This window comes from Alcaligenes sp. MMA, from assembly GCF_020907215.1.
Classification (GTDB): Bacteria; Pseudomonadota; Gammaproteobacteria; order Burkholderiales; family Burkholderiaceae_B; genus Alcaligenes; species Alcaligenes aquatilis.
In genome coordinates this window covers 1,252,909-1,278,596 of the sequence record NZ_JAJJPP010000001.1, presented here as the reverse complement: position 1 = coordinate 1,278,596, position 25,688 = coordinate 1,252,909, and the positions used below count along the sequence as shown (strand labels likewise).

The 25,688-nt window shown below is 52.4% G+C and carries 29 protein-coding genes; 20 read left to right on the top strand and 9 right to left on the bottom strand.

What is annotated here, in order from left to right; genetic code table 11:
• Nucleotides 1-37 precede the first annotated feature (37 nt).
• Nucleotides 38-1,474 (top strand): hypothetical protein, encoded by a 1,437-nt coding sequence (locus LNA76_RS05775; protein ID WP_230018333.1) that lies wholly within the window; start codon nucleotides 38-40, stop codon nucleotides 1,472-1,474.
• A 51-nt stretch (nucleotides 1,475-1,525) separates the two neighbouring features.
• Here the strand turns inward: LNA76_RS05775 and LNA76_RS05770 are convergent, their stop codons facing one another.
• Nucleotides 1,526-2,242 carry a DUF6270 domain-containing protein gene (locus tag LNA76_RS05770; RefSeq protein WP_230018331.1) on the bottom strand — a complete coding sequence of 239 codons (717 nt, stop codon included), beginning with the start codon at nucleotides 2,240-2,242 and terminating at the stop codon, nucleotides 1,526-1,528.
• 173 nt (nucleotides 2,243-2,415) lie between these two features.
• Between LNA76_RS05770 and LNA76_RS05765 the strand changes: the two genes are divergently transcribed.
• The 3 genes from LNA76_RS05765 to LNA76_RS05755 are packed head-to-tail and all read left to right on the top strand — an operon-like array spanning nucleotide 2,416 to nucleotide 3,573.
• Nucleotides 2,416-2,670 carry a hypothetical protein gene (locus tag LNA76_RS05765; protein ID WP_230018329.1) on the top strand — a complete coding sequence of 85 codons (255 nt, stop codon included), beginning with the start codon at nucleotides 2,416-2,418 and terminating at the stop codon, nucleotides 2,668-2,670.
• Nucleotides 2,654-3,112, top strand: coding sequence for a lysozyme (locus LNA76_RS05760; protein ID WP_230018327.1), 459 nt, complete (start codon nucleotides 2,654-2,656; stop codon nucleotides 3,110-3,112). The genes LNA76_RS05765 and LNA76_RS05760 overlap by 17 nt, the downstream gene beginning before the upstream one ends.
• Complete coding sequence (locus tag LNA76_RS05755; protein WP_230018325.1) at nucleotides 3,091-3,573, top strand: DUF2514 family protein; 483 nt, start codon at nucleotides 3,091-3,093, stop codon at nucleotides 3,571-3,573. Before LNA76_RS05760 ends, LNA76_RS05755 begins: the two co-directional genes overlap by 22 nt.
• Before the next feature lie 185 nt (nucleotides 3,574-3,758).
• Here the strand turns inward: LNA76_RS05755 and LNA76_RS05750 are convergent, their stop codons facing one another.
• Entirely contained in the window at nucleotides 3,759-4,385 is a 627-nt protein-coding gene (locus LNA76_RS05750; protein WP_230018323.1) for a hypothetical protein, read from the bottom strand.
• A gap of 183 nt (nucleotides 4,386-4,568) precedes the next feature.
• Between LNA76_RS05750 and LNA76_RS18035 the strand changes: the two genes are divergently transcribed.
• Entirely contained in the window at nucleotides 4,569-4,718 is a 150-nt protein-coding gene (locus LNA76_RS18035) for a DUF2514 family protein (protein ID WP_442778978.1), read from the top strand.
• Between the two features lie 250 nt (nucleotides 4,719-4,968).
• On the opposite strand, the gene LNA76_RS05745 is transcribed toward LNA76_RS18035, so the two are convergent.
• The gene (locus tag LNA76_RS05745; RefSeq protein ID WP_230018321.1) at nucleotides 4,969-7,146 is read right to left on the bottom strand and encodes a CHAT domain-containing protein; all 2,178 of its coding nucleotides are present in this window, start codon (nucleotides 7,144-7,146) and stop codon (nucleotides 4,969-4,971) included.
• Nucleotides 7,147-7,911: 765 nt separating this feature from the next.
• Nucleotides 7,912-8,532, bottom strand: a complete 621-nt coding sequence (gene trhA / locus LNA76_RS05740) for a PAQR family membrane homeostasis protein TrhA (RefSeq protein ID WP_230018319.1) — start codon at nucleotides 8,530-8,532, stop codon at nucleotides 7,912-7,914.
• A 228-nt stretch (nucleotides 8,533-8,760) separates the two neighbouring features.
• Between trhA and LNA76_RS05735 the strand changes: the two genes are divergently transcribed.
• The gene (locus LNA76_RS05735) at nucleotides 8,761-8,934 is read left to right on the top strand and encodes a YegP family protein (protein WP_003800466.1); all 174 of its coding nucleotides are present in this window, start codon (nucleotides 8,761-8,763) and stop codon (nucleotides 8,932-8,934) included.
• 163 nt (nucleotides 8,935-9,097) lie between these two features.
• Here LNA76_RS05735 and LNA76_RS05730 read toward each other — a convergent pair whose 3' ends face one another.
• Entirely contained in the window at nucleotides 9,098-10,096 is a 999-nt protein-coding gene (locus LNA76_RS05730) for an Lrp/AsnC family transcriptional regulator (RefSeq protein WP_230018318.1), read from the bottom strand.
• A gap of 78 nt (nucleotides 10,097-10,174) precedes the next feature.
• On the opposite strand from LNA76_RS05730, the gene LNA76_RS05725 reads away from it, so the two are divergent.
• Nucleotides 10,175-11,479, top strand: a complete 1,305-nt coding sequence (locus LNA76_RS05725) for an MFS transporter (RefSeq protein ID WP_094196535.1) — start codon at nucleotides 10,175-10,177, stop codon at nucleotides 11,477-11,479.
• A 76-nt stretch (nucleotides 11,480-11,555) separates the two neighbouring features.
• Nucleotides 11,556-12,983 (top strand): amidase, encoded by a 1,428-nt coding sequence (locus LNA76_RS05720; protein ID WP_230018317.1) that lies wholly within the window; start codon nucleotides 11,556-11,558, stop codon nucleotides 12,981-12,983.
• Between the two features lie 94 nt (nucleotides 12,984-13,077).
• Here LNA76_RS05720 and LNA76_RS05715 read toward each other — a convergent pair whose 3' ends face one another.
• Together LNA76_RS05715 and LNA76_RS05710 are read right to left on the bottom strand one after the other, a co-directional pair.
• On the bottom strand, nucleotides 13,078-13,704 hold the full coding sequence (locus tag LNA76_RS05715; protein ID WP_230018316.1) for a hypothetical protein: 627 nt from the start codon (nucleotides 13,702-13,704) through the stop codon (nucleotides 13,078-13,080).
• Between the two features lie 261 nt (nucleotides 13,705-13,965).
• Nucleotides 13,966-14,370 carry a RidA family protein gene (locus LNA76_RS05710; protein WP_094196538.1) on the bottom strand — a complete coding sequence of 135 codons (405 nt, stop codon included), beginning with the start codon at nucleotides 14,368-14,370 and terminating at the stop codon, nucleotides 13,966-13,968.
• A gap of 171 nt (nucleotides 14,371-14,541) precedes the next feature.
• Between LNA76_RS05710 and LNA76_RS05705 the strand changes: the two genes are divergently transcribed.
• The 6 genes from LNA76_RS05705 to LNA76_RS05680 all read left to right on the top strand — a co-directional run bounded on the left by LNA76_RS05705 (nucleotide 14,542) and on the right by LNA76_RS05680 (nucleotide 18,891).
• A complete protein-coding gene (locus LNA76_RS05705; protein ID WP_230018315.1) occupies nucleotides 14,542-14,988 on the top strand; it encodes a GFA family protein in 447 nt (148 codons plus the stop codon).
• A 114-nt stretch (nucleotides 14,989-15,102) separates the two neighbouring features.
• Entirely contained in the window at nucleotides 15,103-15,645 is a 543-nt protein-coding gene (locus LNA76_RS05700) for a lipocalin family protein (RefSeq protein WP_230018314.1), read from the top strand.
• A gap of 170 nt (nucleotides 15,646-15,815) precedes the next feature.
• Entirely contained in the window at nucleotides 15,816-16,625 is an 810-nt protein-coding gene (locus tag LNA76_RS05695) for an ABC transporter substrate-binding protein (RefSeq protein WP_094196540.1), read from the top strand.
• Nucleotides 16,626-16,727: 102 nt separating this feature from the next.
• Nucleotides 16,728-17,465 (top strand): amino acid ABC transporter permease, encoded by a 738-nt coding sequence (locus LNA76_RS05690; RefSeq protein ID WP_230018313.1) that lies wholly within the window; start codon nucleotides 16,728-16,730, stop codon nucleotides 17,463-17,465.
• Complete coding sequence (locus tag LNA76_RS05685) at nucleotides 17,462-18,160, top strand: amino acid ABC transporter permease (protein ID WP_230018312.1); 699 nt, start codon at nucleotides 17,462-17,464, stop codon at nucleotides 18,158-18,160. The genes LNA76_RS05690 and LNA76_RS05685 overlap by 4 nt, the downstream gene beginning before the upstream one ends.
• Nucleotides 18,157-18,891 (top strand): amino acid ABC transporter ATP-binding protein, encoded by a 735-nt coding sequence (locus LNA76_RS05680; protein WP_230018310.1) that lies wholly within the window; start codon nucleotides 18,157-18,159, stop codon nucleotides 18,889-18,891. The genes LNA76_RS05685 and LNA76_RS05680 overlap by 4 nt, the downstream gene beginning before the upstream one ends.
• Nucleotides 18,892-19,117: 226 nt before the next feature.
• Here LNA76_RS05680 and LNA76_RS05675 read toward each other — a convergent pair whose 3' ends face one another.
• A complete protein-coding gene (locus LNA76_RS05675) occupies nucleotides 19,118-19,396 on the bottom strand; it encodes a hypothetical protein (protein WP_094196545.1) in 279 nt (92 codons plus the stop codon).
• Between the two features lie 175 nt (nucleotides 19,397-19,571).
• Between LNA76_RS05675 and LNA76_RS05670 the strand changes: the two genes are divergently transcribed.
• Both LNA76_RS05670 and LNA76_RS05665 read left to right on the top strand, forming a co-directional pair.
• Nucleotides 19,572-20,042: a hypothetical protein gene (locus LNA76_RS05670; RefSeq protein WP_230018308.1), complete on the top strand. Its 471-nt coding sequence runs from the start codon at nucleotides 19,572-19,574 to the stop codon at nucleotides 20,040-20,042.
• 45 nt (nucleotides 20,043-20,087) lie between these two features.
• Complete coding sequence (locus LNA76_RS05665) at nucleotides 20,088-20,450, top strand: hypothetical protein (RefSeq protein ID WP_230018306.1); 363 nt, start codon at nucleotides 20,088-20,090, stop codon at nucleotides 20,448-20,450.
• A gap of 35 nt (nucleotides 20,451-20,485) precedes the next feature.
• Here the strand turns inward: LNA76_RS05665 and LNA76_RS05660 are convergent, their stop codons facing one another.
• Nucleotides 20,486-22,189: a sigma-54-dependent Fis family transcriptional regulator gene (locus LNA76_RS05660; RefSeq protein WP_094196548.1), complete on the bottom strand. Its 1,704-nt coding sequence runs from the start codon at nucleotides 22,187-22,189 to the stop codon at nucleotides 20,486-20,488.
• Between the two features lie 351 nt (nucleotides 22,190-22,540).
• Between LNA76_RS05660 and LNA76_RS05655 the strand changes: the two genes are divergently transcribed.
• From LNA76_RS05655 to LNA76_RS05640, 4 genes are read left to right on the top strand one after another with little or no spacing between them, the layout of a single operon-like run.
• Nucleotides 22,541-22,813 carry a phenol hydroxylase subunit gene (locus tag LNA76_RS05655; RefSeq protein ID WP_094196549.1) on the top strand — a complete coding sequence of 91 codons (273 nt, stop codon included), beginning with the start codon at nucleotides 22,541-22,543 and terminating at the stop codon, nucleotides 22,811-22,813.
• A gap of 23 nt (nucleotides 22,814-22,836) precedes the next feature.
• Entirely contained in the window at nucleotides 22,837-23,844 is a 1,008-nt protein-coding gene (locus tag LNA76_RS05650; protein WP_094196550.1) for an aromatic/alkene monooxygenase hydroxylase subunit beta, read from the top strand.
• On the top strand, nucleotides 23,844-24,116 hold the full coding sequence (locus LNA76_RS05645; protein ID WP_094196551.1) for an MmoB/DmpM family protein: 273 nt from the start codon (nucleotides 23,844-23,846) through the stop codon (nucleotides 24,114-24,116). Before LNA76_RS05650 ends, LNA76_RS05645 begins: the two co-directional genes overlap by 1 nt.
• Nucleotides 24,117-24,134: 18 nt before the next feature.
• Nucleotides 24,135-25,640, top strand: coding sequence for an aromatic/alkene/methane monooxygenase hydroxylase/oxygenase subunit alpha (locus tag LNA76_RS05640; protein WP_094196552.1), 1,506 nt, complete (start codon nucleotides 24,135-24,137; stop codon nucleotides 25,638-25,640).
• The last annotated feature ends 48 nt before the right edge of the window (nucleotides 25,641-25,688 follow it).

Here is a 25,688-nt window from a genome sequence, read left to right as displayed (position 1 = left end):
CAACCCGCTTCGGCGGGTTTTTTTATGGGCGTTTGAAATGACGACATACAAAACCGGCAACCCACTCGGCAGTGTGGCTCCCCAGGACTTATTTGATAACTCCCGAAACTTAGATTTGGCTTTAAATGGTTCGGCTCCGGAGTGGACTGATCGATTCGGGCTCCCTCACAAATCGTATGCGCTGATTGAGGCCTCGATAGATGCAGTGAAAGTTAATGCGGACACCCAGATTGCGGCGGTCTCTGCTAACGCGGCACATCAGATTGCGGTCACGACCGAGAGTGCTAATGCGCTAATCGCGAGCCTCGGTTATATGCCACCTGTCCCGTATGAAGCAGGGCTTCAAATGACGGTCGCAAATCAAACGGTGTCTTACCAAGGAGCCGTATATGCTCCAGTTGCGTCTGACCTTCCCTTTGAGACAACAGGTACATTTGAGTCCGACAAGTTTCGGCTAGTGCAGGGGGTTAGTGGTGCAGACTTGAGTGCCGACTATGGGAGTGCGATGGTAGGACATCACGGCTCGACGGTGTCACAAGAGCTGGATGCTCGAGTAATTTACGGCAAAACCCTTGCTGATTTACAAGCTATTCCGGCTGCTAGGCTGGTCGATGGACAGCGGGCATCACTGGCAGATGGGACAGAGTATCGTTGGTACTCTGCTTCCAGCTCTTGGCGCTCAGTGAGTCGCCAAGTTCTTAATAATGAGGGCGATACTACCGCTCTAAGCATGGTTGACTGGGCAAACTTTTCAAACGCTTCTCGCCGTTTGTTTGTCACCCATCACTACAATGATGCAGAAATGGTGGTTTGGGATAATGTAGGGGATAAAAACTTATTCCTTTTGCTGAGAAATGCAAGAAATCCGAGCCGTAGGCCTGATAAGCCAGCAGACTTTGTTGGAAGCGCTGATTTCCTGAGATGCCAAAATACCTATTTTTATAATGGAGGCTACCAGGCATTTAATGCTTTTCAGATCAAGTACACCGGAGATCTCGAGTGGGGAAATCAGGGCGATAAAAATGCAGCAGTGAAATTAATAAATAGCCGTTCAACACACAATTTTCAATATTCTTTCCGACTTGAGACGAAAACGGCGAATCTTAGGCTTTTGGAAATAACTGAAAGCGCAGACAACTCTGTGTTTCAGTTTAAGTGCCCCAGCAGTAAGTTGGCTAGGCTCGATGCTTCCGAGACAATGACGGAAGGGATGTATATCTCTGCTCTCGCTGGACCATTAGATCTTGAGGCGGCTGCAGGAAAAAACCTAAGACTAAGAGCATCGGAATACAATGTTCGGACGGCGACGGGCTGGGCATTTTTAGGGAAATTTGTTGATACTGGGTCCGCACCATCCGGCCCCGATTCGCCTGGTGAACGCGGCGATTTTTATGTGAATAGCGCTGGGACACTTGCCTATTTTTGTTATGCCCCGAGTAAGTGGTCTAGGGTTTCACTTACCCCAAATTGGTAGTTTTTTGTTGTTCCAGATATTGAGGTGCATTGCCTGCTTATGCAGGCTTTTCTAGGATCCATTGTTTACCAGCTCTTTTATTTTATTTAGAGCAAATATTTGCGAGGTTTCATCAAAATGGAATGGTGATGGCCCCCATCTGTGGATATCGGGGCAAGATAACCTATTTTCATATTCAATAAATTGACTTGGTTTTAAGCTGCGTTCTTGTATTTCATATATTTTTGATAGTGTTTCGTTCAGCTTGTTAACCATATTTATTTCAAATTTTACTCCGGTAGTAGTTTGGTGTTGACAAAAAACTTTATTTATTATTATTTTGTCTTTAAGTTTTTTTTCGTCTAACACTTCCAGTAGTCGTATCCATCCCTCTGTCCACCATTCCATGAATAATGGCGTCCCGGACATAACTGTTTTTGCTGTTGATGGCAGCTTCGGTTTAGTCGCCATTAATATGGGCGATGCAGTAAATCGACCACCATTTGGTAGAGTGGCTAAATTAAATCGCTCATCGATGCTGTCCACGATAACGACATCAGCTACTGCAGATTTTATTCTGCCCAGTGATTTTTTTGTAATATCCCATTCAATAAGTCGTTTTTGAAATGGTGATTCCACATGCTCGCTATAGGTGTCTCTGAATGGGATGGGGGCAAAAATAGAAGCTAATGAGCTCCGAGCGACGTAGAGGGGTATTTGGAAGTCTTGTGCTGCCGGGAGATTGAAAATATCTCTTGATACACAGCTACCAATGATAAGTACGTTCATTTTATTGGTTGGGCGATTAGCTTGTTAGGTGTAGTGAATATTTTTTTTAATCGTAATTTAACCTAGCATTCTAACCTTTAGTAGCCCAAGGCAACCAGGGTTCAGAGTGAGTATGCCGCCTAAGCGGCTTTTTTTACGTCTGCTGCAAACGCAGCGCTTCACGGGAGACAGCCATGCCGACCGTAAACAAGGGGAAGAAACCAATGCAGCACAACGATGGAGCACATCTGCCGATTACAACCGGCTCAGCATTACTGATCTACAAGTGGACGCTGCAAGAGTTTGTGTTGCTGCTTTGGGCAGCTTATGTGCTGATTCTTATTGTGATCAAACTGCCAGACTTCTTGCGGTCGGCAGCTCGTTTGGTTGGCGGTCTGCAGCGTGCATGGGCCAATCTAAAGGAGTGGAAACGTGGATCTAAAAACTAAAGTCGGCACAGGGGTAATTGCGGCCGCGATCGGCCTGGTCGCCGCCTGGGAGGGGCGCTCACTGGTGGCGTATGTGGACCCAGTTGGCATCCCGACTATCTGCGACGGTTATACGCACAGCGTGAAGCTGGGCGATGTGGCTACGCCCGCGCAATGCGATGTGCTGACTGAGCAGGAAGTGCGCAAGGCGCTGGCGGTCGTTGACGGCTCGACGCCTGGCCAACTGCCCGATGGCGTACGTATTGCGCTGACCAGCTTCGTCTATAACGTCGGACCTGGCGCGTACGGGGGCTCTACGCTGCTGCGCCGGCTGCGGGCTGGAGACCTGATCGGGGCCTGCAACCAGTTGCCGCGCTGGGTGTATGCCAGCGGTAAGAAGCTGCGCGGACTGGAGCGGCGTCGAGAAGCGGAGAGACAGATATGTCTATCAAGTCTGCGTTAACTGGGGCTGCTGTACTGGCAGCCCTTTTCATTGGGCTACAGCTCTACGGCGCAGCTCAGTACCGAAAGGGGTACGGCCAGGCGCAAGCCGAAAACGCAGTTGCCGTTGCTTATGCCCAGAGCAGGGTGCGGCAAGTCGAGCAACAGAAACAAAAGGAGGTTGAGGATGTTCGTGCCGAATATCAAAAGCAGCTTGATGCGGCGGCTGGCGCTGCTGTTTCTGCCCGTGCTGATTCTGACGGGCTGCGCGGCAAGCTCACAGCCGCCAATGAGCGTGCAGCCGCCCAAGCTGCCAGAGCCGGACGTGCGCTGGATGAGAACGCCCGAATTGCCGCCGAACTGCGCAACGTGGTCGGAATGTGCGCAACACGATATACAGAGCTGGCAGGAGTCGCTGACGGCTACCGGGGCGATCTGATGGCGCTGCAGGGGTATGCCCGGTCAGTTATCGGCACCCCGTGAGCGCGTCGAAATGGAGGCGGGGGCTTTGGCGCGGCTGTGTCAGAGGTAAGACTAATGCTGACAGGCATCCGATGTGTCAGTACTCACGTGGCTGCCGCCGATCTAAAGCGGAAATCGGTTGCGTACGAGTGAGCTCGAAAAGCTGATCCTCAGGTCGCTCACACGTCTAGCTGTTGCGCGTCAACCTAGACAAATGGCGTAGCCCCGCCATTTGCCCCAACTCCGAGTGTCCAGAGATACTGGTCGAAAATTCGGTCAGCGAACCAAAGTTCTTTGAAAACTGCCTTTGCCTCGGTATGCGCATCAGGTGGGATGCATGTCCACGTGAGCTGGCAAGGTAGGTCGGCAAGCGCTTCCTGCAGAGCATCCTTGTGCGTGTCCAGTTGATCTTCCCAGACTGCAGCATACTGCGTGTAGTCGATACCCAATTTGCCTCGAACACCTCTAAGACGGGCAAGTGTATCAACAGCTCTCTTGTCCAGTATTCGTACTTTGTGGTCGCCAGCAAACCATAAGAACTTCGTGGCCGCCGACAGAAGATTAGCATTAATACCGCTCTTTACCGGCGCCACCTCGCCTAATTCTCTCGCGAGAGTGCATACCTTGTTCGCGGTGTCCTCTGCGCCTTGAATGACGCACATTACGCGCGCTGCCGCGGTCTCCCATCGTTGGCTACTTGATTGCGGATTGTTCTTTTCGATCTTGAACCCGCGGGCTACCCTGTACTTCGCCGCGAGATCTCCCAGGACGCTGGCATCAATTGACCGGGAGCCGTTTTTTCTTAACTCGTTCATGATCTTGCGGTCTGTCATGAACCATAGGTTTGCATAGGACAGCGCCGAGTGCCTCATTAACCAAGGCGCGCTTGCATTTGATTTTTTTGTCGTCAACCTCATTGCCGTCCCTTTTCGCAGAATCTAGTGACAAATTCGGAGTGCTCGTCACTGGAGCATGGGCCATTGTAGCCAGAGGAGTAGGCGAGATGCCTTGCTCGGTTGCTGGCAGCCGACACCGCCATCAGAATGTTTGCCGAGTTGCTTGGAGGGCTTGATGAGGCTGCGGGAGTCTACGCAGTAGAGGCTGACCGACGCCGAGTAGCGGGTTTGGCGTGCGAAGCTGCATACGTAGACGTTCAGGGGCGGTAGTCACTGCGGCGAATTAGGATGCTACTTTTAAAGGCATTTTTAAGCTTAATTTATGTACCACCGGCTCTGTTGCCACGTTATGTGGAAACATAGGTATTTAAATAGCAGCTAGGCGATTGGTGACCAGGCAGATCCTAGTGCTCAGTATCAAATCTGCTTCAGATTTCATAATTTTTTTTAGCAATGGTTCTTAAGGTTGGTATTAATGATAATATGAGACTCTATTGATATTGTAATGGGATTGTTTTTCTTAACTGTTTATAGGGGTTTTTATGTCGACATCGTCATTGTAGATGATTATGTTTTCTGGTCTACCTAACTGATTGAAGAGCATGGTTTCAACAAATTGATAACGTTGCATCCATAGGAGGTTTGTTTCTTCTTCATTCATTTTTGTTATTGATTTCACATTAGAGATAAATTTATCCGCCCAATCTGGATCGTCAGAGTTAATTGCAATATTCGCTTCAAAGTGTATTTTATTATGTTCCTCTTCGGATATTTTTTTCAATTCATCTCTAAGATCTTTGAGAACATCGGATACATATGACATGCGTAAAAAGCCCGTCACTATCTCGCGCCAAGAGCGCGGTCTACGTTTTGTCGCTATGGGGACGAACGCAGACAGACGGTAAAGTAGTCTAGCGGTGAAAATACCTGCATGAATTGCGTCTACTGGTGCAAATGTCCCAATAACACTTAGAGCTCCTGAACGCAGTAGACCGTTGGCTACCGAGGCATGAGATCCGTCCAACGGATGAGTGCTGCATGCGGACAGGATAACAATTGGAGGTACGCGAGCGCGATTGGCAAGCTGCCAAACGTCTACTCTTTCTTGGCCAATATGTAGCCACGCATGGCTTTCTTCTCCACCGTGATTTCCGTGACAATCAAATATTACTATTGCCCCTTCGAAACTGTTTAGTGCAACAATTAGTTCGGCCTCTGACGCCACATCTACGAGTTTTAAGGTGATATTTTCAAGGCCGGAAGACTGCTTAAAATGATCTATGGAACTTGATAGAATATCGTATATATGGTCATTCGGGTCTAGTGATCGAATTACTAAAACCTTAGTCATAGCACTAAATGGTATTAGTAGTCGTTGCCCTGATAAGAGTGTTTGTGTAGTGACATTGCCCGGTGTCGATGGGACGCGTGAGATTTCATGGCGGAACATTACTGGAATGAGATTTATAGATAGCCATTCAATCGGGAAGTCGCAAACGGTCAATAGTTTCTCACGTTCACCAAATATTTCATTGACTAACTTGGCGCCAATCTCTTTATAAATTGTTCGACTATAGTGCGCGATCTTACGATTCAACTCTAGTGAGCGTTCTCGGTGATTAGAATTTACGAGACCGTAGATTACACTTAGCTGGTCATGATGCAGCATCACTGAATTAGGTAGCCGAAGGGCTGGCACAAACTGATTCGCGGCAGCTAGCGCTATGATTGTAGTGAAAAAATGTAATTCTGACTGACGGATTTTCAGTAAAGTTCCTAATATCTCATCCTCATAAGGATTGAAAATAGCATTTTCATTTATTTGTAGTGATGAATTTCCATAACCTTTGTTACGTATTAAAGATTTTTTAAGAAAGTCACGTCTATCACGGTCTAGTTCACGATATATCTTTTGCCAGAATTGGCTGTTTGCCCGATATAAATAAGTATATATTGATGGGCAAAATAGAATTGCGTCATTTTTGCGCATAGGTGGTAGAGTACCAAGGCTGTGGCGAAGCCCATCAATAACTCTGGAGAGCTGCAGCATGCCCTCTACATGTTTGTTGCTATCAGCCGCAGGCGCAATTCCCTTTCCTTTCCGAATGCGGTAGCCATAGAGCTCAAGGGTCTTGAGAAGGGGAATTGTACAGTTGTGTAGGGCCGGGACAAACGCAAGTGATCCTTCATCCCTCGGCGTTGGAGGCTGTTTGGACACTGAAGCATAGAATTCAGCGTACATCGAATTTATTGAAGATGCGCGGGAGAGGAGATCTAGTAACCAATGATTGGCTGCATCGCTCGTCAGATCTGAAAGCGATAGAACGCCTGGCTGAGATCCGACGGTGATATGGAGCGGACGTACCGTGAAGAGATTAAGCTGGTTCTCTACGAGCTCAACGGATTTGGTCGAGCTCCAGATGACGGTCAAAGGATAGTTATGATCAATGTGCATGTCATCAAAGAGATCTACCCGGATCATATGGAGGTCTAGGTTAGACCCAACCATCTTGGATAATATAAGGTCAGAGCCCGTTAAGAAAATATCCATGATGTCGTGTGGAAAATCGATAAGTACTCTAAATATATCTTGGTAGTCTTGAAATAGTGCTTTGGAGAAGCCTTGGAAGAATGGTGTTGGGTCTTCGGCAATGTCTGGGGGCATCGCTATAATGTGTCTAATTGTGCTTGTGATCATAGCTGCATAAATTTCAGTAATAGGAAATCTTAAAAATATAAAAAATATTAAGTTGGGAGAGCTTGATGTAATATTTTTTAGTGGAGTGAGTTTTGTGAAACTTGCATTCTAACGCTTAATTTTATTTTTCCTAGTGTAGGAATATTGAAAATTGTCCAAGTGTGGTTGTGGTTATAGATGTAGTTAGTTAAATTGGATTTCCGATGAATATCTGGCTTTCAAAGAGCTTGTGTCTATATAAAGACTTATACAAGCTTGGGGAACACCAGAGCGATAGTGGAGGGTGCCTCTTGACTAAATTTTTGTATAAAAAAACAGTAATTTAATACTTAACCACTTGACAGGTGTAACAGGCCGTGGACGCAAAAAAGCCCGCTCTAAGGCGGGCTGTCGGTGACGTGTCGGGGCTTAATCGGTAGGGGAGTCATCCGCTCCCTGTAGAAGCACTTTCACTTTTGGGGGCATGGATGGGGGTATGCAGCCCATCCTTGAAAGATGAATCCCAAGCATATCAACACCTTAGAAAAACACCCCCGTTCCAGTACTGCCTACCAGAATACATACACACAGCTCCAAGCTGTGCCAAGAAAAGCCCCAAAGATCAATGCTTTGGGGCTTTTTTGTTGCCCAGCGTTCCAAGCTGCGCCAAGCCCCGCCAAGGTATTTTGGGGGCATGAATCGGGGCATGGCTATTTGGGATGCTTTCTCCTGCTGTTCATCCAGATAGTCCGTCCCCCATTGTTTCAGCGATCTTTGTACTTCACCTTACGTCACGACATACTGGGAGATCGCAAAAAAATGCGCTGCGCTGCCAGCTAGCACGAATAGATGCCAGATACCGTGCCAATGACGAAAACGTTCGTCAAACACAAAGAAAACAATTCCAGCGGTATAAATTGCGCCACCTGCTGCCAACCAGGAAAAGCCCTGCGAGCCCAAATTGGAAGCCAACGGCCCTAACGCCAATAATACAATCCATCCCATAACGGCATAAATCACCAGCGACAATACGCGCGCGGGCGAACGGGGGCGGATATCTTGAACAATGCCAATGACTGCCAAGCCCCAGACCACACCAAACAGACTCCATCCCCAAGGCCCTCGCAGCGTTACTAGGCAAAAGGGCGTATAGCTGCCAGCAATCAGCAAGTAGATGGAAAAATGATCCATCTTCCGGAATACGTTTTTGGCTCGTCCCTTGAAGCAGTGGTACAGGGTGGAGATCAGGTAAAGCAGGATAAGCGTGGCGCCATAGATGGCCGTGCTGGTGATGCGCCAGGGATCGCCAGTCAAACTGGCCATGACAAGCAACCAGGATACGCCGCCCACAGCCAGGACAGCACCGATCAGGTGTGTCCAGGCGTTGAATCGTTCACCGTGATACATGATTTTCTCTTCTCTCCAAATAGGTGGTAGGCAGATTGTAAGACTGTCGCCGTAAGGGGAAAGCGTAGTGGATAAATCAGGGTTTCGCATTGGTGTGTGTCAAGTCCGGGCCTAGGTACATGGCCTAGCGTACCGAGACGGTCAGGTAAACCCCAATTTCTGCTGAACCCGCCCGGCTCTAGGATGGGAGCAGCGCGACGTGCGTTCTTATTTCAGGGAGGGGGCATCATGAAATTTGTGCTTTATAAAGACAAAGGCGGTGAATGGCGGTGGCGATTCAAGGCGGCAAATGGAAATATTATTTGTGTCAGTTCGGAAGGCTATACCAGCAAGCAGAGCGCACAAAACAGCATTGAGTCTGTGAAGAAAGGGATACCCGATGCTCCAGTGGTCGAGGAGTAGGTAAAAAGCCTGTTTCCCGCCTTGGTCATCCAGGCGGGTCTGGCCGGTCTGGCGCGGACAAGAGTTTATGTCTATGAAGCCAAGTGCAGATGCTCACGGCTGGGCGGCATAAGCCATGCTGCGTGGCGATGAGCAGGCCGGCCTGTCCTCCTTTTTTAACTGACTATTCCTCCTGTGCCGACTCCTGGCCGCGCACGATACCGCAGCGTTTATGAGCTTGCATGACGATTGCAACGTTGCTGTTGAGTACGCCTTCTATTTCCCCCAGCCGACGTGTCACCACATCCCAGAGCTGCAGGCTATCTCGGCACAAAATGTGCCAGAAAAGCTGTGAGGGGCCACTGGTACCGAACAGGCAACGGGTATTGGGATCTTGCGCCAAGTGCGCCGCCAAGGTATTGACGGCTTGAGGGCGTACTTGCACGGATACCACCGCTTCAACTGGGAATCCCACCAAAGCGGGCTCCACTTCAACCCTGAACGACAGCGCTTTGCGCTCCACCAAATGCTGCAACAGTCGCTGGGCAGTAGGTTCGCTCACGCCCGCCTGCTCCGCCAGTTCGGCCAGGCTGGCCCGTCCATCTCTTTTTAACCAGTTGGCGATTCGCTGTTCAGCCTCGTTGAGCGCAAGGGGGGTGTGTGTGGAGCTTGTATCGGTAATGCCGGCTGGGTCGGCCTGTATGCGCCATTGACCTGCGCGGCGAAAAGACCGTAGGACCAGGCGTGCATCGACGTGCTCGACTCCTGGCATGCAGGGCAGAATGCGGGTCACCAGTTCGGGCATGTCTGCTTCATCGGCCAGAGTCAGTTCAGCCATCAGGTCTGCTGAGCCGGCCAAGGTGACAACCAATTGGCAGTTCTCCATTTGGGCCAGTGTGTCAGCCACGTGAGGGACCTGACCGGCGTGGCAACGTATCCAGGCATGCAGTACGACCCCCTTGCCTGTTGCCAGCGGGTCGGTTTCTGCAATCACGCGTAATGCACCCGTTTCCAACAGACGTTTGATTCGCCTGCCCACGGTACGTTCGGCAATGTCTGCGGCTGCGCCCAGCTCCCGCCAGGAGGCCCGTGGATCTGCCTGCAAGGCAATCAAGCAGGCCAGATCGGTGTCATCGAGCGTGGGCAGCAAGGGTTTACCCTTGCTTGACGTGACCATATTCATCTAATTAACCTTCTTCAATTGCTAAAAAACAAAATTTTTAATATTTTTTTGTCCAAAAATAAATAAATTGAGGAATTCATGAGCTCTCCCTCTCATCGTCCGAGCGCCCCGCCTGGCCTCGACCCTGCCCCGGTCTCGCGCGTTCGTACCATTGTGGCTGGCAGTGTAGGCAACGCAGTTGAATGGTTTGATTGGACCATTTACGCTTCCTTCGCTATCTTTTTCTCCAGCCAGTTCTTTCCCGACGGCAATGAGACCACGGCGTTGCTGGCCAGCTTCGGCATTTTTGCAGTGGGCTTTTTCATGCGTCCCATCGGTGGCTGGTTGCTTGGCATTTTCTCCGATCGCTACGGACGCAAGGCCGCTTTAGGGCTGACTATCCTGATGATGGCCGGAGGGTCGCTTATTATCGCAGTAACCCCGACCTATGCTGCAATAGGTTTGGCGGCGCCTCTTTTGTTGACGCTGGCCCGCTTGCTGCAGGGCTTGTCCCTGGGAGGGGAGTATGCCTCGGCTACCACGTTCTTGACCGAGATGGCGCCCCCTCATCGGCGCGGTTTTTATTCCAGTTTCGTGTTCTTCAGTGCGGCAGTCGGTATTTTGGCGGCCTCGGCTGTGGGCTGGGTGCTCACGACCTGGTTGAGCCGGGCGGAGATGGCCGAGTGGGGCTGGCGTATTCCGTTTCTGCTGGGAGCATTGGGCGGTGTGGCTGGCCTTTGGATTCGGCGCTCGATTCCCGAGACTGAGGCTTTTTCTGAAAGCAAAAAAGCGGGTGTAGAAAAGCAGCCTTTGCGTACCTTGTTGCGTGAGTATCCTGTGGAAGTGCTGCGCATTATCGGTTTTTCCATTCTGACAACCTTCGCGTTCTATATCTTTGTCGCTTACGTGCCGACCTACGCCATCCGCCATGTGCAGGCCGATCCCAAGGTGGCCTTTGCCGCCAATACGGTGGCGTTGATTGTGTTCATGGTGGTGCAGCCCTTGTTTGGCGCTTTGTCCGATCGTATCGGACGCAAACCGCAGTTGATCGTGTTTGCCGCCGGGTATTTGTTCTTCTTTTATCCGCTCATGAGCACATTGGGGCCGTCTTTCGGTTCCATCCTGACGGTAGAGCTGTTTGGCTTGGTGCTGTACGCCATGTATACCTCGATTGGCCCTGCCATTATGTCTGAGCAGTTTCCAACCAGCGTACGTGCGGTTGGTATCGGGGCGCCCTATAACCTGATGGTGGCGTTGCTGGGGGGGACCACTCCTTATTTGCTGACCTGGTTGCAAAGCAATGGCTTGGAACGCTGGTTCTTTTACTATGTGCTGGCTGGTGCGGTCATTACCTTGATCACGTTCATCCGTATGCCCGAGACAGTTGGAAAAAAACTGCGCTGATCGCGCCCGTTTCGCCCGGCGTCAGGCCGGGCATGTACAGCCCGCTTGGCGGGCTGTGTGATTTTCAGGAAGCTCCATGTTGAAACAAGATGTCGTCCTTCATTTTCGAGATGCTCTTCAGATCGGTCTCGAGATTCGACAGGGCCGATTAAGTGCCCGGCAAGTTGCCACTTATTTTCTGGACCGTATCGAGCGTGCTGCCGGACTTAATGCCTTTAGTGTGATCACGGCCGAGCGGGCCTTGGCTCAAGCAGACGCGGCTGACCGTCTACTGGCTGCTGGCATCGTGCTGGGGCCTTTTCATGGCGTGCCCGTTGCGGTCAAAGACAGTGTTCAATGGGAAGGAACCGAGGCGACCCTGGGCTCTCAAAGCCGTGTCGGCAAGATCAGCACGGAGACGGCGACTGTACTGCGTTCGCTGATGGCGCAAGGCATGGTGGTGCTGGGCAAAACCAAAATGACCGAGTTCGCCTTCGGCTTGTCCGGACAAAACCTGACTCAGGGTACGGCACGCAATCCGTGGGATGCTGCGGTAGCCCGCGCTCCGGGTGGCTCGTCCAGCGGGAGTGGGGTGGCGGTAGCGGCCGGTTTGGTGCCCATCGCCCTGGGCGGGGATACCGGTGGCTCAGTGCGTGCGCCAGCCACACTGAACGGCCTTGTCGGTTATAAGCCCTCGAGCGGAATGATCAGTGGCGCAGGCAGCTTGCCCTTGTCTGAGACCCTGGATGTGCTGGGGCCGATTGCCCGCAGTGTGGCCGATGCCCGCCAACTGGCGGCGGTATTGGCGGGGCCGGACATTGCCGACCCATCGACTTTGGTTTTGCCCGCCGCTTGTGTGGCTGCCCTGCGAGCACCTGCGGCACCGATACACAGCCCCATCGCTGTGCTCGATGCCCAGGCCTGGCCCGCAACCTTGGACAGCGCGACACAATTGAATTGGCAGGGCACGCTGGATCGTCTGCAAGCGGCGGGCCTGGAAGTGCAGACGTGGACGCCACCCCCTGCTTTATCTTTTGCTCGGATGGCAGAGGATAATTCAACGGTGCTCGCGTATGAAGCCTATCGTTATTACGGCGAGCTCGCTGCTGATTCTCGGCAAGCCTTGTGGTCGGTGGTGCGGGACCGTATTTTGGCAGGTGGGATGATTGATAGCGCATCTTATGAAGCCGCTTTGCAAAGACGCAGGACTGATATGCAGGTTTTTGCACAGGCGATGCAAGGTTCGGCTGCCTTGTTGATGCCCGCCTGCGATCAGGTGGCCCAAGCGTTGGACCCCGAGGATGTACGGCATGCCGGATTGGGTAAGTTACTGCGTCCTGGCAATTTCCTGGGAGCGGCGGCCATTTCTCTGCCTACCGGGTTGGATGAGCAGGGCTTGCCCACAGGCATTCAATTAATGACCCCGCGAGGGCATGATGCAGCCTTGCTCGATTGTGCGCACCTTGTTGAACAGGCGCTTGGCCGACTTTCTCGTCATCCGGACCTGGCGCACTGGGGGCTATAAATCCTGCCTGCCGCAGTCAGGCGGCTTGACAGCGCATGAGGTGACAGCGCGAGCCCCAAAAGTAGGGGCTTGTGCTGTCATTAACCTCGAAGGTTTAGCCGCGTTTGAACAAACGCTCGTGCATCCAGCCGTCGTTCGTCAGAATCAGGGCGGCTTTGCCCGAGATTTCCTCGGCTTTTGCCCGCTCCGCAAAGTTTCTGTAATTGGCGCCGATCGCCTCGGATCGGGCCCAGTCTTCTGCATCTTCCAGTTTGAAGCGGTAATTTACCTGCGAGACTTTGACACCCATCATGTCGCTGGGCTCAGTAAAGTTGTCTACAGCCACAACGGTAAATTTGCCTGTGCAAAAGGCATCGTGCCCGCCCATTGTGTTGGCCCCGTTAGGAACCAGGAATTTTTGGCCGACTTCAGTAAGTTGATACTCGGAGCCCGGTTCCATCTTGTCACCGAACATCGCTTTGACTTCCGTATCGCGCTTGCTCAGTAAGCCGGCTTCCACCAAGGCGTCTGCCCGTTTTTTACTGCTGCCTATCGTGTCGCGATTGGATAGCGTAAATGGCGAACCCTTTGCCGGAATGGCAGCACATAGCCCTTTTTGAGTATCCAAATACGTTTGAATCGCCGTGCTGAAATTGCTTTTATTGGCATCTTTGGCACTGCCGCAGGCGGCCAGCAAAACAATAACACTGCTCATGGCGGCGATTTTAATGACGGTATGCAAAACGAACTTCCCCTGTAGGTTAAACAATCGGTCGCTTAGTATAGCTGCGCCGTTTGTGCTCTTTTGGGCAACGCTGTTTTAGCAATGTGTCTAAATGTCTCTTGTTAAGAGATTCAGTGTTTAGTGTGTAAGGGATGTGATGGATGGCATAAGGCACGCCCATGCCGCGCGACGTATGCGAATGTGGTTGGCGTTGGCTTGCTTGCCGTGGCCCGGCTCAGACCAGGCGAGCCGGGCAAGGTTGTGCAAAAAAGCCTGGGCTTAATCCAGCATGGCTTCTGCTTCAATCTCGATCAACCATTCCGACCGGGCCAGACCATGAATCAGAATCCAGGATGAAGGAGGGGGATTGACCGGGAAGCGTTTGAGCAATGCGGCTGCAATAGCATCTTGCTCTTGGGGCGAGCTGGCATCTTCCCGAATGAAAATTCGCAACATAATGACTTGGTCGATTGTGCCGCCTGCTTCGGCCAGAACCCGTTCTATATTGTCCAGTGCCGCTTCGGTTTGTTCGCGCATACCACCGCTGACGGTTTGCTCTTGGGCGTCGACACCCACTTGTCCGGACAACATGACACGGCGTTGGCCGGTAACAACCAGACCTTGGCTGAAACCGTATTGCAAAGAATTGAATACAGTGGGGGGATTAAGGGCGCTTTTAGTCATCTTCATAAACACATAAAAAGTCAGTTGAGGTGGTGTGTTCACGCACCGGGGTCGTATCTTGGGGCTTTATGTCGGAAGACAAGGGTTGAGCTGGAAATGGAGCGATTTCACTGGTTTGGACACGTCTTACATCGGCTTGCCGTAATTGGCTGATTCAGCCACTAGAATGACGTGTCTACCTACCTAAAAGAGGCGCATATGGAAAACGACAAATCCATGATTCACGGCAAATGCCTGTGCGGTGCCGTTTCAATTCGTGTTCAGCAAGACAAGCCTTCGGTCAGTGCGTGCCATTGTGGTATCTGTCGCCATTGGTCCGGTGGTCCGTTCCTGTCGCTGGAGTCCCATGGAACCCCCGTGGTCGAAGGTGAGGAGCACGTGCGTTCCTATGCCTCCTCAGAGTGGGCGGAGCGCAGTTTTTGTGATGTGTGCGGTACCCATTTGTTTTACAAGCTCAAAGCAGGGGGCTTTCATGCCATCTCTGCTGGTCTGTTCAAGGATAGTGGGAGCTGGCCGTTTGAGCTGCAGGTCTTTATTGATGACAAACCTGGTAACTACGCATTTGCTAATAAAACGCGGGAGATGACGGGCGAAGACGTGATCAAGTTGTTTTCTTGATAATCGGGCTGGCTGGTGCAAGTCTGGTGTTTTATCTGGCCAAACCTGCATTGCCATGGCTATTAAAGAATGCTTCCAGGAACACGATCCTGGTCCACGCATAAGGAGTGCTCCATGATGAAAAGAATGCTTATTTTATCGCTGCCTGCACTATTGCTCGCTTGCGCCTCTTCTCAAGCTGATCTGGCAACTCAGGAAAATGTGGATCTGAACAAATACATGGGTACCTGGTTCGAGCAGGCGCGTTTGCCCAATAGTTTTCAGCGTGAGTGCATCGGTGATGTGCAAGCTAATTACGTGATGGCAGCCGATAAGACGATTACGGTCACCAATCGTTGTCAGGCTAAGGACGGTGAAGTGAAGGAAGCTATCGGGCAGGGGCGTTTGTCCCGTAGTGTGGAGCCGGCTGATCCGGCGATATTGGAAGTGCGCTTTGCGCCGAAATGGCTATCCTGGTTCCCCATGGTGTGGGGCGACTATTGGATCATGAAGCTGGAAGGGGACTATCAATATTCTTTAGTCGGGACACCGGACAGGAAATATCTCTGGGTGTTATCCAGGGAAAAACAGGCTGATCCACAGGTCGTGAACGAATTGCTGGATTACGCAGCCGCGCAAGGCTTCGCAGTGCAAAAGGTAGTACCGACCAACAAGTAGCGCGCATTCGGTAATGGCTCGATCAACACCTGCATAAATCAGAGCATCTCCTTAGGGTTTTTAGTAATAAGCATGGGGAAATTAGATCGTTTTGAATAGCTTGTGGCTGTGGTCGAATGGCACGACGGTATGTATCGGACGTGCCATTTTTTTATCGGAATGTGTTTATCATGAAGTCGTTTTTAAGCATTGCCGCAACCCTTACCCTGGCGTTGGTGGCTGGCGTGGCCCAGGCTGATCGTCTGGATGACATCAAGAAAACGGGTGTCTTGAAAGTAGCGTCTTTTGACAGTAACCCACCGTTTGGTTTTGTAGATCAGAAGTCCCGTCAGATCACCGGTCTGGATGTGGATTTTGCCCAGGCTCTGGCCGATAAACTGGGTGTGAAGCTGGAGGTCTTACCGACCAACCCGGCCAATCGTGTGCCGCTGCTGACGTCCAATAAAGTGGACCTGGTTCTGGCCAACTTCACCATCACGGAAGAGCGCGCCAAGCAAGTTGATTTCAGCATTCCGTACTTTGCATCAGGCCAGCAGTTCCTGGCCAAGAAAGGCGTCTTGTCCTCTCCCGAGCAGTTGAACTCGCTGCGTATTGGCGTGGATAAAGGTACGGTCAATGAGATCGTCCTGCGTGAAAAATACCCCCAGGCCAAGCTGGTTGCCTATGACGATACGCCCTTCGCCTTTACCGCTTTGCGTAATGGCAATGTGCAAGCCATTACTCAGGATGGCCCCAAGCTGATCGGTCTTCTGGCCAATGTGCCGGACAAGGAAAACTATGAAATCCCGGCCTTCAGCATTTCCGAGGACTTGATCGGCATTGGTATCCCCAAAGGCGAGACAGCACTGAAATCCTTTGTGGATGAAACTTTGCTGGAGCTGGAAACCCAGGGCAAGGCACAAGCCATTTATGACGTCTGGTTTGGCCCGCAATCCAAGACCCCGCTAGATCGCTTGTACCGCATCGGTCAGCAACAGTAAGTCATCACGTGCTTGCAGGCCAGCCTTGACTGTTCAGGCTGGCCTTTTCCTGTTTGTGTTTTTAACAGCGGGATCGCTTGATCCTGCTTTTTGGTGTTTGCTATGCCGTCTTCTGATTTCTGGCTGGCACCCCACTATGTGGGCTGGTTGCTTCAAGGGTTCTGGGTCACGATCCAGCTCTCTTTAGTTGTCTCTTTCGCTGCAACTGTTTTGGGCTTTCTGGTGTGTATTGCCAGACTGTCGCCCTTTGCCTGCTTGGCCTGGCCGGTGCGCGCTTATCTGAGTCTGTTCCGTAATACGCCCTTGTTAGTGCAATTGTTCTTCTGGTATTTCGGAGCCTCGGCCTTGATGCCGCCGGAGCTGGTGCAATGGTTGAACACTCAGCATATCTTGCAACTGGTCTTGTTCGATGTGCAGTGGCCCAGTTTCGAGATGCTGGCCGCTTTTGTGGGTTTGACGATCTACACCACGGCTTTTGTGGCTGAAGAGTTCCGCTCCGGCGTGCGGGCAGTGCGCAAAGGCCAATGGGCCGCTGCCGCTTCTTTGGGTATGTCGTCCATGCAGGTCTGGCGCTATGTGGTGATGCCGCAGGCTTTGCGCAATACCTTTCCCTCGCTGATCGGGCAGTACATGAATGTCATCAAGAACACCTCGCTGACCATGGCCATTGGCTTGGCCGAGCTCTCTTATGCCTCCCGTCAGGTGGAAACGGAAACCTTCAAGACCTTCCAGTCCTTTGGGATTGCCACGCTGCTGTATGTTTTGTTGGTCATGCTGGTGGAGGTGGGAGGGCAGTGCTTGCAACGCCATCGCCTGCAAGTGCGAGGTGGGCTGTCATGAACGTCGATGTAATTCATGACAACCTGCTGTATTTCCTGGTGGGGGCGTATCCGCATGGCCCTTTAGGTGGGGCGGCGCTGACGCTCTTGTTAAGCGTGCTCTCGGCAAGTCTGTCGGCTATTTTGGGGCTGGTCTTTGGGGTGGCCCTGGTGTTGACGCGCGGTGTGGCGCATACCACCTTGCTGCTGTTTCTGGGCTTTTTCCGTGCCATCCCTGTGATCATGCTGATTTTCTGGGTGTACTTTCTGCTGCCCATTCTGTTCAAGGTGGATGTGCCGGGCCTGTTTACCGTGGTCTGCGCCTTGTCTTTGATTGGTGGCGCCTATCTGGCGCATTCGGTATCAGCGGGCATCAGCAGCTTGCCAGCAGGGCAATGGCAAGCGGGCAAGGCCCTGGGTCTGAAAACCGCTCAAATCATGAAGTCCATCATTCTGCCGCAAGCCTTGCCGGTGATGCTGCCTTCTTTTATTAATCAGTGGGTTGCCTTGATCAAGGACACCTCGCTGGCTTATGTCATTGGCGTGGCGGAATTGTCTTTTGTTGCCACTCAGGTCAGCAATCGGGTCATGGTTCACCCCACTGAAATCTTCTTGTTTGTCGGGCTGATGTACTACGTGATTTGCGCAACGCTGGAGTTGCTTGCGAATCGGGTGGCCCGACGTTATGACAAACATCTGCGACTGGATGGCAAATGATCCGTATCGATAGTGTTTCCAAGTGGTATGGCACGTTTCAGGTGCTCAAGGACTGTACGGCCCAGGTGGACCGTCAGGAAGTGGTGGTGGTGTGCGGGCCTTCGGGCTCGGGCAAGTCCACCTTGTTGAAAACCGTCAATGGTCTGGAACCGTTCCAGCAAGGCACGATTCTGGTGGACGGCGTTTCCGTCGGCGATCCTGCGACGAATCTGCCGGAACTGCGCAGCCGGGTTGGGATGGTGTTTCAGAACTTCGAGCTGTTTCCGCATTTGAATGTCTTGGCCAATCTGACCTTGGCACAACGTAAAGTGCTGGGCAGGGGTCGTGATGAAGCGTCCGAACGGGCCTTGCTGTACCTGGATCGGGTGGGCCTGAAGGCGATGGCGGATCGCTATCCGGCCAGTTTGTCGGGTGGGCAGCAACAACGTGTCGCCATTGCACGGGCCTTGTGTATGGACCCGTTCTGCATGTTGTTTGACGAGCCTACCTCGGCTTTGGACCCGGAAATGGTCAACGAGGTGCTGGATGTGATGGTCAGCTTGGCGCAAGAGGGTATGACCATGATGTGCGTCACCCATGAAATGGGCTTTGCCCGCAAAGTGGCGGACCGGATGGTTTTCATGGATCAGGGCCAGATTCTGGAGGACGTACCCACGGATGTATTCTTTGGTGATCTGGAGGGCCGGCCACAGCGAGTGCAAACCTTTTTGTCCAAGGAGCTGCGTCTGTAGCTTGTACCTTTGCACGGCAGCTAGTTTGATGATTGCCAAGCCAAGCCAAGCCAAGCCAAGCCAAGCCAAGCCAAGCCAAGCCAAGCGCAGCAGAGGCTGGGGCCCGTCTTCATAAAAAAAGCCCGCCTGTTGAAAATGGGCGGGCTTTTTTATGGGCGAGCAAACCAGGCTTGATGAAACAGGGCTAATGACATGCTTGCCCGGCCTGGAGAGTGTCGCGATGTGCTCAGGATGACTGAGCGGCTGTGTCGAACGATTGCAGCACAGACTCTGATGCCAGTACGGCACGGCGTGCCTGTTCGTGCTGATCATGCAGGGCCAGGTAATGTGCTTCGGCCTCATCGCCTCGCGCTACATCCCCTTTGTATGACTGCGCTACGTAGTTTGCGTACCAAATGGACTCGGCTACGGTCATACCCACAAACACTTCATTGTCGTCCTGATCTTGAGACAGGGCACGGATACCAGATAAATACGCCCGTTCACGGGGCTGAAATTCCAACATAAGACTCCTTGATAAGCCTCCATTGTAGTGGGTAGAAGAAATCAGGCCAGTGTTGTGCCGCTGATGTGGGTTCTATTGAGACCGACAAGCCAGGCAATGACTCGGATCAAGGAACCTTGTCGAGTTAATGGACTCTTAACGTTTGTATGAAAAATACGAAAGGAAAATAATGACGATGTTACGTATATCGCTGACCGTGGGCCTGCTGTGGGTGTCTGCATCGGCTCTCGCTGCCAACGGACAAGAAAATGCCCGTTTAGGGCGGGTCCATGTGCAGGCAGACAGCATTGAAATGCTGGGGGCGAATTCGCTGAAAGCCTCGGGCAATGTGGTGGTGATCGGCAAAGATAGCGTGATTCACAGCCACGAGGCGCTCATTAGCCAAGACGGTTCGGTCATTCAGGTGCAGGCCGTGCAGTCTGGGCAGAGCCACACGTCGGAGTTTGACCCGCTCAGCCTTCAGGATGCCCGTGCGGCGGGGGGAGAAATGAGGCTGCAAAGAGAAGGGTATGTCGCAGTAAAAACAAAAGGTTTAAGTACGACCTGGTGGAATCGTGCCACCCAGACATGCGTCATGGTCAAGACAAGTCAGGGTCGCTATAGCGAGGTCAAGGTGCTTGCCGCTTCTGTGTGCATGGGCTCTTGACGCGCCGTGTTTGGCGATGGCGCTGCCAGCTTGTTGGGATAAATCGTGGAACGTCAAAGACAAGTATTTTTCCATTGTGCTGCCACCGTGTCAGGACTAGGGCTGTCTTTGTTAGCCTTGCTCCTGGCTTTGGTGTTTTTAGTGGATGGGTTTGCTAACCCGCAGCGTCAATTCGCGCTGATCAATTATGTATTTGCCGCCTTGGGTCTGTGTTTTTCCTGCTTGATTTTCGCCATGAGCCGCACTTATGACCGTGTTTGTTGCGGCTTACCGATGGCAAATCAAGGTATTGGTAAACGACTGGGCTGGTATCTAACGGCGCTTTACGCCGTTTTGATCGGTTTGCTTGCCTTGGGTGCCGCAGGCATAGGAGCAAGGCTGCTACAAGGGCAGCATATATTTGGTTAAGGTGAGCGCCTGGCAGGGCAAGGCGCTGGTGCTGTTTACGCTGGCATCGCCACCTTTTTCAGCCGATATGCCAAAGCAGGCCTAGTCAGCCCCAGCCTGCGCGCCGCTTCTGAAATATTCCCGTTCGTCTTTTTCAGGGTTAGCTGGATGATTTGCTCTTCCAGATCATCCAGATTGAAGGGCGTTTCCAACAGATCCTCCAGATATTGCGTCTGGTGCGCGCTGAAACAGGGCTCTTTGGCCATAAAGCCTTGCGTGTTCAAACTGCTCAGATACTGTAAGGCACTTTTCTGTTGCGGAAACAGGTGGTGGGTTTCGATTTCATGATTGTGTTCGGTCAGGATGACACCGCGCTCGATCATGTTCTCGAACTCGCGGATATTGCCTGGCCAGTCGTACTGCATCAACAATTCCCGGCTGCGGTCGCTCACCCCCAGCACGTGCTTTTTGTACAGACTGGAGTACTTGTTCAGAAAATACTCGGTCAGTAACGGAATGTCTTCCTTGCGCTCACGCAGCGGCGGGATGTGGATGGGAAAGACATTCAGGCGATAGTACAGGTCGGCACGGAAAGTGCCTTTTTGTACGGCCTCGGCCAGATCTTCGTTGGTGGCGGCCACGACGCGTACATCGATATGGCGGATGTTTTCATCACCGACGCGCTCCAGCTCCTGTTCCTGCAAGACACGGAGCAGGGCGGCCTGGGACCGGGGCGATAGCTCCACGATTTCATCCAGAAAGATGGTGCCGCTCTGGGCACGCTCAAAGCGACCGGGGCGGGATTTATGCGCGCCGGTATAAGCACCTTTCTCGACACCAAATAGTTCTGACTCAATCAGCTCCGGGGGAATGGACGCACAGTTCACTGCAATAAAGGGCTGATCTGCCCGATCGCTGGCGGCGTGCAGGCCGCGCGCGAAGGCTTCTTTCCCGACGCCGGTTTCCCCCAGCAGCAGCACGGAGACTTTGCTTTGTGCCGCCTTTTCCAGCAGATGACAGGCGGCCTGGTAGGCGGCGGACTGGCCAATGGAGTTGGGCAAGGTGAAGTTGGCGCTGGAGTGTTTGAACTCCTGTTCGCGCAACTTCACCAGCTCACATCGCAAGGCAAACAGTTCGTCCTGAACCGGGTCAGGCAGCATGAAGCGGTCGATCTCGGGATCATCCGCTTCCCATTCTTCGGCAGGCTTACCCACGATCTTGCAGTGACTGTGGCCCATGGCGCCGCATTGGGTTTCTTTGTAGATGATGCTCTTGCCCATATAGAAGCTGGTGTAGCCACTGGCATACCCAAGCAAGCTCCAACAGACCGGCTCGCTGGATTGGCCGTGCTCTTTCTGGTGATTGCTGACTTCGTAGGAATCAAACCAGTCAAATTCGCCGTAGTACTGGCCGGCATCGCGATCAAAAGTCAGAGAAGTAGGCACCACTTTGACCATGCCGCGAATGGTGTGCATTTGTGGGCCGGCCAGAAAGGTCTCTTTCAATGAGAGGTCCGGGCGCACTTTTTGGGACACTTCAGCATCTTTCATGCCGGCGTGGTAGCCAAAGCGCATCAGAAAGTATTTGGCGCGCTCGCTGCCCAAAGAGGCAATCAGCTCCTTGCGTAGCTGGCCAAAACCGCTGGCATGCAGCAAAAGCATGCGCTGCTCGCCAAACCATATTTTTCCTTCACGGGCATCAAAGCGAATGGCGTCGATCAGGTCCTGACTTAATGGCAGTGTGAGTTCCGTAGCCCCCATGGCTGTCTCCATCTGTTGTTTCTTATTGTGGTTTTGGGTGTTTTAAAAATCAGTATGCCGCCTGTCTTTCTGGTGACTCAAGGAAAACAGAATAGTGTCCAGAGGACGGATAAAACGGTTTTTTCTAGGGCTTTACCCTAACTCAGCATTTGATGAAAACGGCGCTAAGCACTTGATCAAATGATCAATTTTCTGTTGAGCCAGCCGCTCAGCAGCACAGGGTATCTGACTGCCACCCCCTCTATCTCTTTAATCCTAAAGGGTTAAATCCTTCAAACATAAAGTTGGCACGCAGTTTGCTATGAACAGGCTGTGGACACTCATGCAACAGCTTGATCAGGAGGAGAACCGATGTCAGACACGAGCTTGCCCACTTTGACAAAGTACGTACGCGTGCGCAGTCCGGCCAATGCCCGCTTTGTGGAATTTGATTTTGCTATTGGTCAGCCGGACCTGTTTGTGGAACTGGTCATGCCACCGGCGGCATTTGAGCAGTTTTGCCTGCAGAACAATGTCCAGCCCATGAGCGAGGAGCAAATGCGGGTCAATGACGAGAACGAAGAAAAATGGCGTTTTGGTTATGACACTTTGGTCGGTAACAGCCGTCAGGCTGAAGCCCAGTAGGTTTTATTCAGGAGAACAAGAGGATGACATTAGAAATTAAAACGGCCAGTTTGCAGCCCGTGCGGCAAACCTTCGCCAACGTGGCTCGCCGCTTTGGTGAAAAGCCGGCTACCCGCTACCAGGAAGCGACATACGATGCCCAGGCGACGGCCAACTTTCATTACCGGCCCCTGTGGATGCCGGACAAGACCCTGAATGACCCCACGCATACCGCCATCCAGATGAAGGATTGGTATGTGTTCCGTGACCCCCGTCAGTTCTACTACGGTGCTTACGTGCAAAACCGTGCCCGCATGCAGGAAGCGGCTGAAACCAATTACGGCTTTTTTGAAAAGCGTGATCTGGCCCAGTACCTGAGCGAGGAGGTCAAAGCCAAGGTCACCCGTTTGCTGCTGCCTTTGCGCCACATCGAGCAAACCGCCAATCTGAACTTCATGTCCGGCTCGGCCTATGGGTATGGCACCACTATTACCCAAGCCTGTCTCTATGCCGGGATGGACGCGCTGGGTATGGCGCAATACGTCTCCCGTATTGGCCTGCTGATTGATGGCAATAGTGCCGATTCCCTGAGCCAGGCCAAAGAGGCCTGGATGCAGGATGCGGCCTGGCAAGGTCTGCGTGCCTTGTGCGAAAAAACGCTGGTTCAGAAAGACTGGTTTGAACTGCTGCTGGTGCAGTCCTTGCTGATCAACACCGTGGTGCATCAAGTGGTGTATCAGGGGCTGGTGGCGGATCTGGCCAAGGAAGGCGGCCGCGATCTGGATATGCTGCTGGAGTTCATGCTGGATTGCCATAAAGACCTGTCCAACTGGAGCGATAGCGTCTTCAAGATTGCCGTTGCTGAAAGCGAGCAAAACAAGCAGCAATTACAAAACTGGCTGGATCAGTGGCTGCCGCAAGTGCAAGCCGCCTTCATGCCCTACATCCAGGCTGCCTTTGCCGACCAGGCGGATCAAGTCTGGGCACAAGTGCAGGAAACCATTGCCAAACGCGTCACAAAAGCAGGCCTGAGCCTGGGGGGAGAGGCCTGATGAAATCCAAGGTTTATATCGGTTTGCAAGACAACGACATGTCGCGCTACATCGTCGAGGCCATCGAGCAAGACAACCCGGACGCCACGGTGATTTATCAGCCAGCCATGATTCGCATTGAGTGCGTGGGCCAACTGACCGTCAAGCGCGAGACCGTGGAAGAAAAGTACGGGCAGCAGTGGGACATGCAGGAACTGCATCTGAATCTGATCACCTTGGGTGGCAATGTGGATGAAGATGAAGACCGCTTGTTGTTGCACTGGAACAGCTAAATCAGAAAAGGGGGCAATATGGCCACGAAAAAACTAAATATCAAAGACAAATATCGTTATCTGACGCGTGATCTGGACTGGGAATTCAGCTATCAGGATCGCAAGGACGCCTTCCCCTACGAGGAGTTCGAGGGCATCAAGATTACCGACTGGTCCAAATGGGAAGATCCGTTCCGTCTGACAATGGACGCGTACTGGAAGTACCAGGCTGAAAAAGAAAAGAAGCTGTACGCCATTTTTGATGCCTTCGCGCAGAACAATGGCCAGATGAATATTTCCGATCCGCGTTATCTGAACGCGATCAAGGTGTTCCTGACGGCGGTGACCCCGCTGGAATACCAGGCTTACCAGGGCTACTCCCATGTGGGACGTCAATTCAGCGGTATTGGCGCACGTATTGCGTGCCAGATGCAGTCGATTGACGAGCTGCGTCACGTCCAGACGCAGGTTCACGCCATGAGCCACTACAACAAGTTTTTCAATGGCTTCCAGGACTGGAGCCATATGCACGACCGCGTCTGGTACCTGTCCGTGCCCAAGTCTTTTTTTGAAGATGCCCGTGCTGCAGGCCCCTTTGAATTTCTGTTGGCAATCAGCTTCTCCTTCGAGTATGTGCTGACCAACTTGCTGTTTGTGCCCTTTATGTCGGGTGCGGCCTACAACGGCGACATGGCCACCGTGACTTTCGGCTTCAGCTCGCAGTCTGACGAAGCACGCCACATGACGCTGGGTCTGGAAGTGATCAAGTTCCTGCTGGAGCAGCACGAGGACAACGTGCCGATTGTGCAGGAATGGATCGACAAATGGTTCTGGCGCGGCACCCGCCTGCTGTCCGTGGTGGCCATGATGATGGACTATATGCTTCCCAACAAGGTCATGTCCTGGAAAGAGGCTTGGGAGGTCTATTTCGAGCAGGCCGGTGGCGCATTGTTCAAGGATCTGGCCCGCTATGGCATTCGCATGCCCAAGTACAGCGATGTGATTGAGAAAGAGAAAGAGCACATCTCGCACCAAGCCTGGTGGATTTTCTACAACTTCGGCCATGCTGCCGGTTTCCACACCTGGATCCCCAGCGACGAGGAACTGGATTGGCTGAGCGCCAAGTACCCCGATACGTTCGACAAGTACTACCGCCCACGTTGGGAAATGGCCAAAAAGATGGAAGCCGAAGGCAAGCGTTTCTATTCCAGTGGCCTGCCACAACTGTGCCAGGTATGCCAGGTGCCCATGACCTTTACCGACATGGACAAGCCCGACGAAATTACCTATCGCCAAAGTCAGTACAAGGGCGAGCGTTACCACACGTGCTCGGATGGCTGCCGCGACATTTTCGAGCACGAGCCTGAAAAGTACATCCAGGCCTGGCTGCCGGTGAACCAGATCCTGCAAGGCGGCTGCGGTGGTCCTGAGCTGGAGAAGATCCTGAGCGACTACTACCAGCTGAACGTGGGTGTCGACAATATGGACTTCAAGGGTTCGGTGGATCAAGCGCGCTGGAATGAATGGAAAGGAGTGACGGCCTAGTCACACGAGACAAAGGACCGCGCCCCTGGCGGGCGCGGCCACGACCTA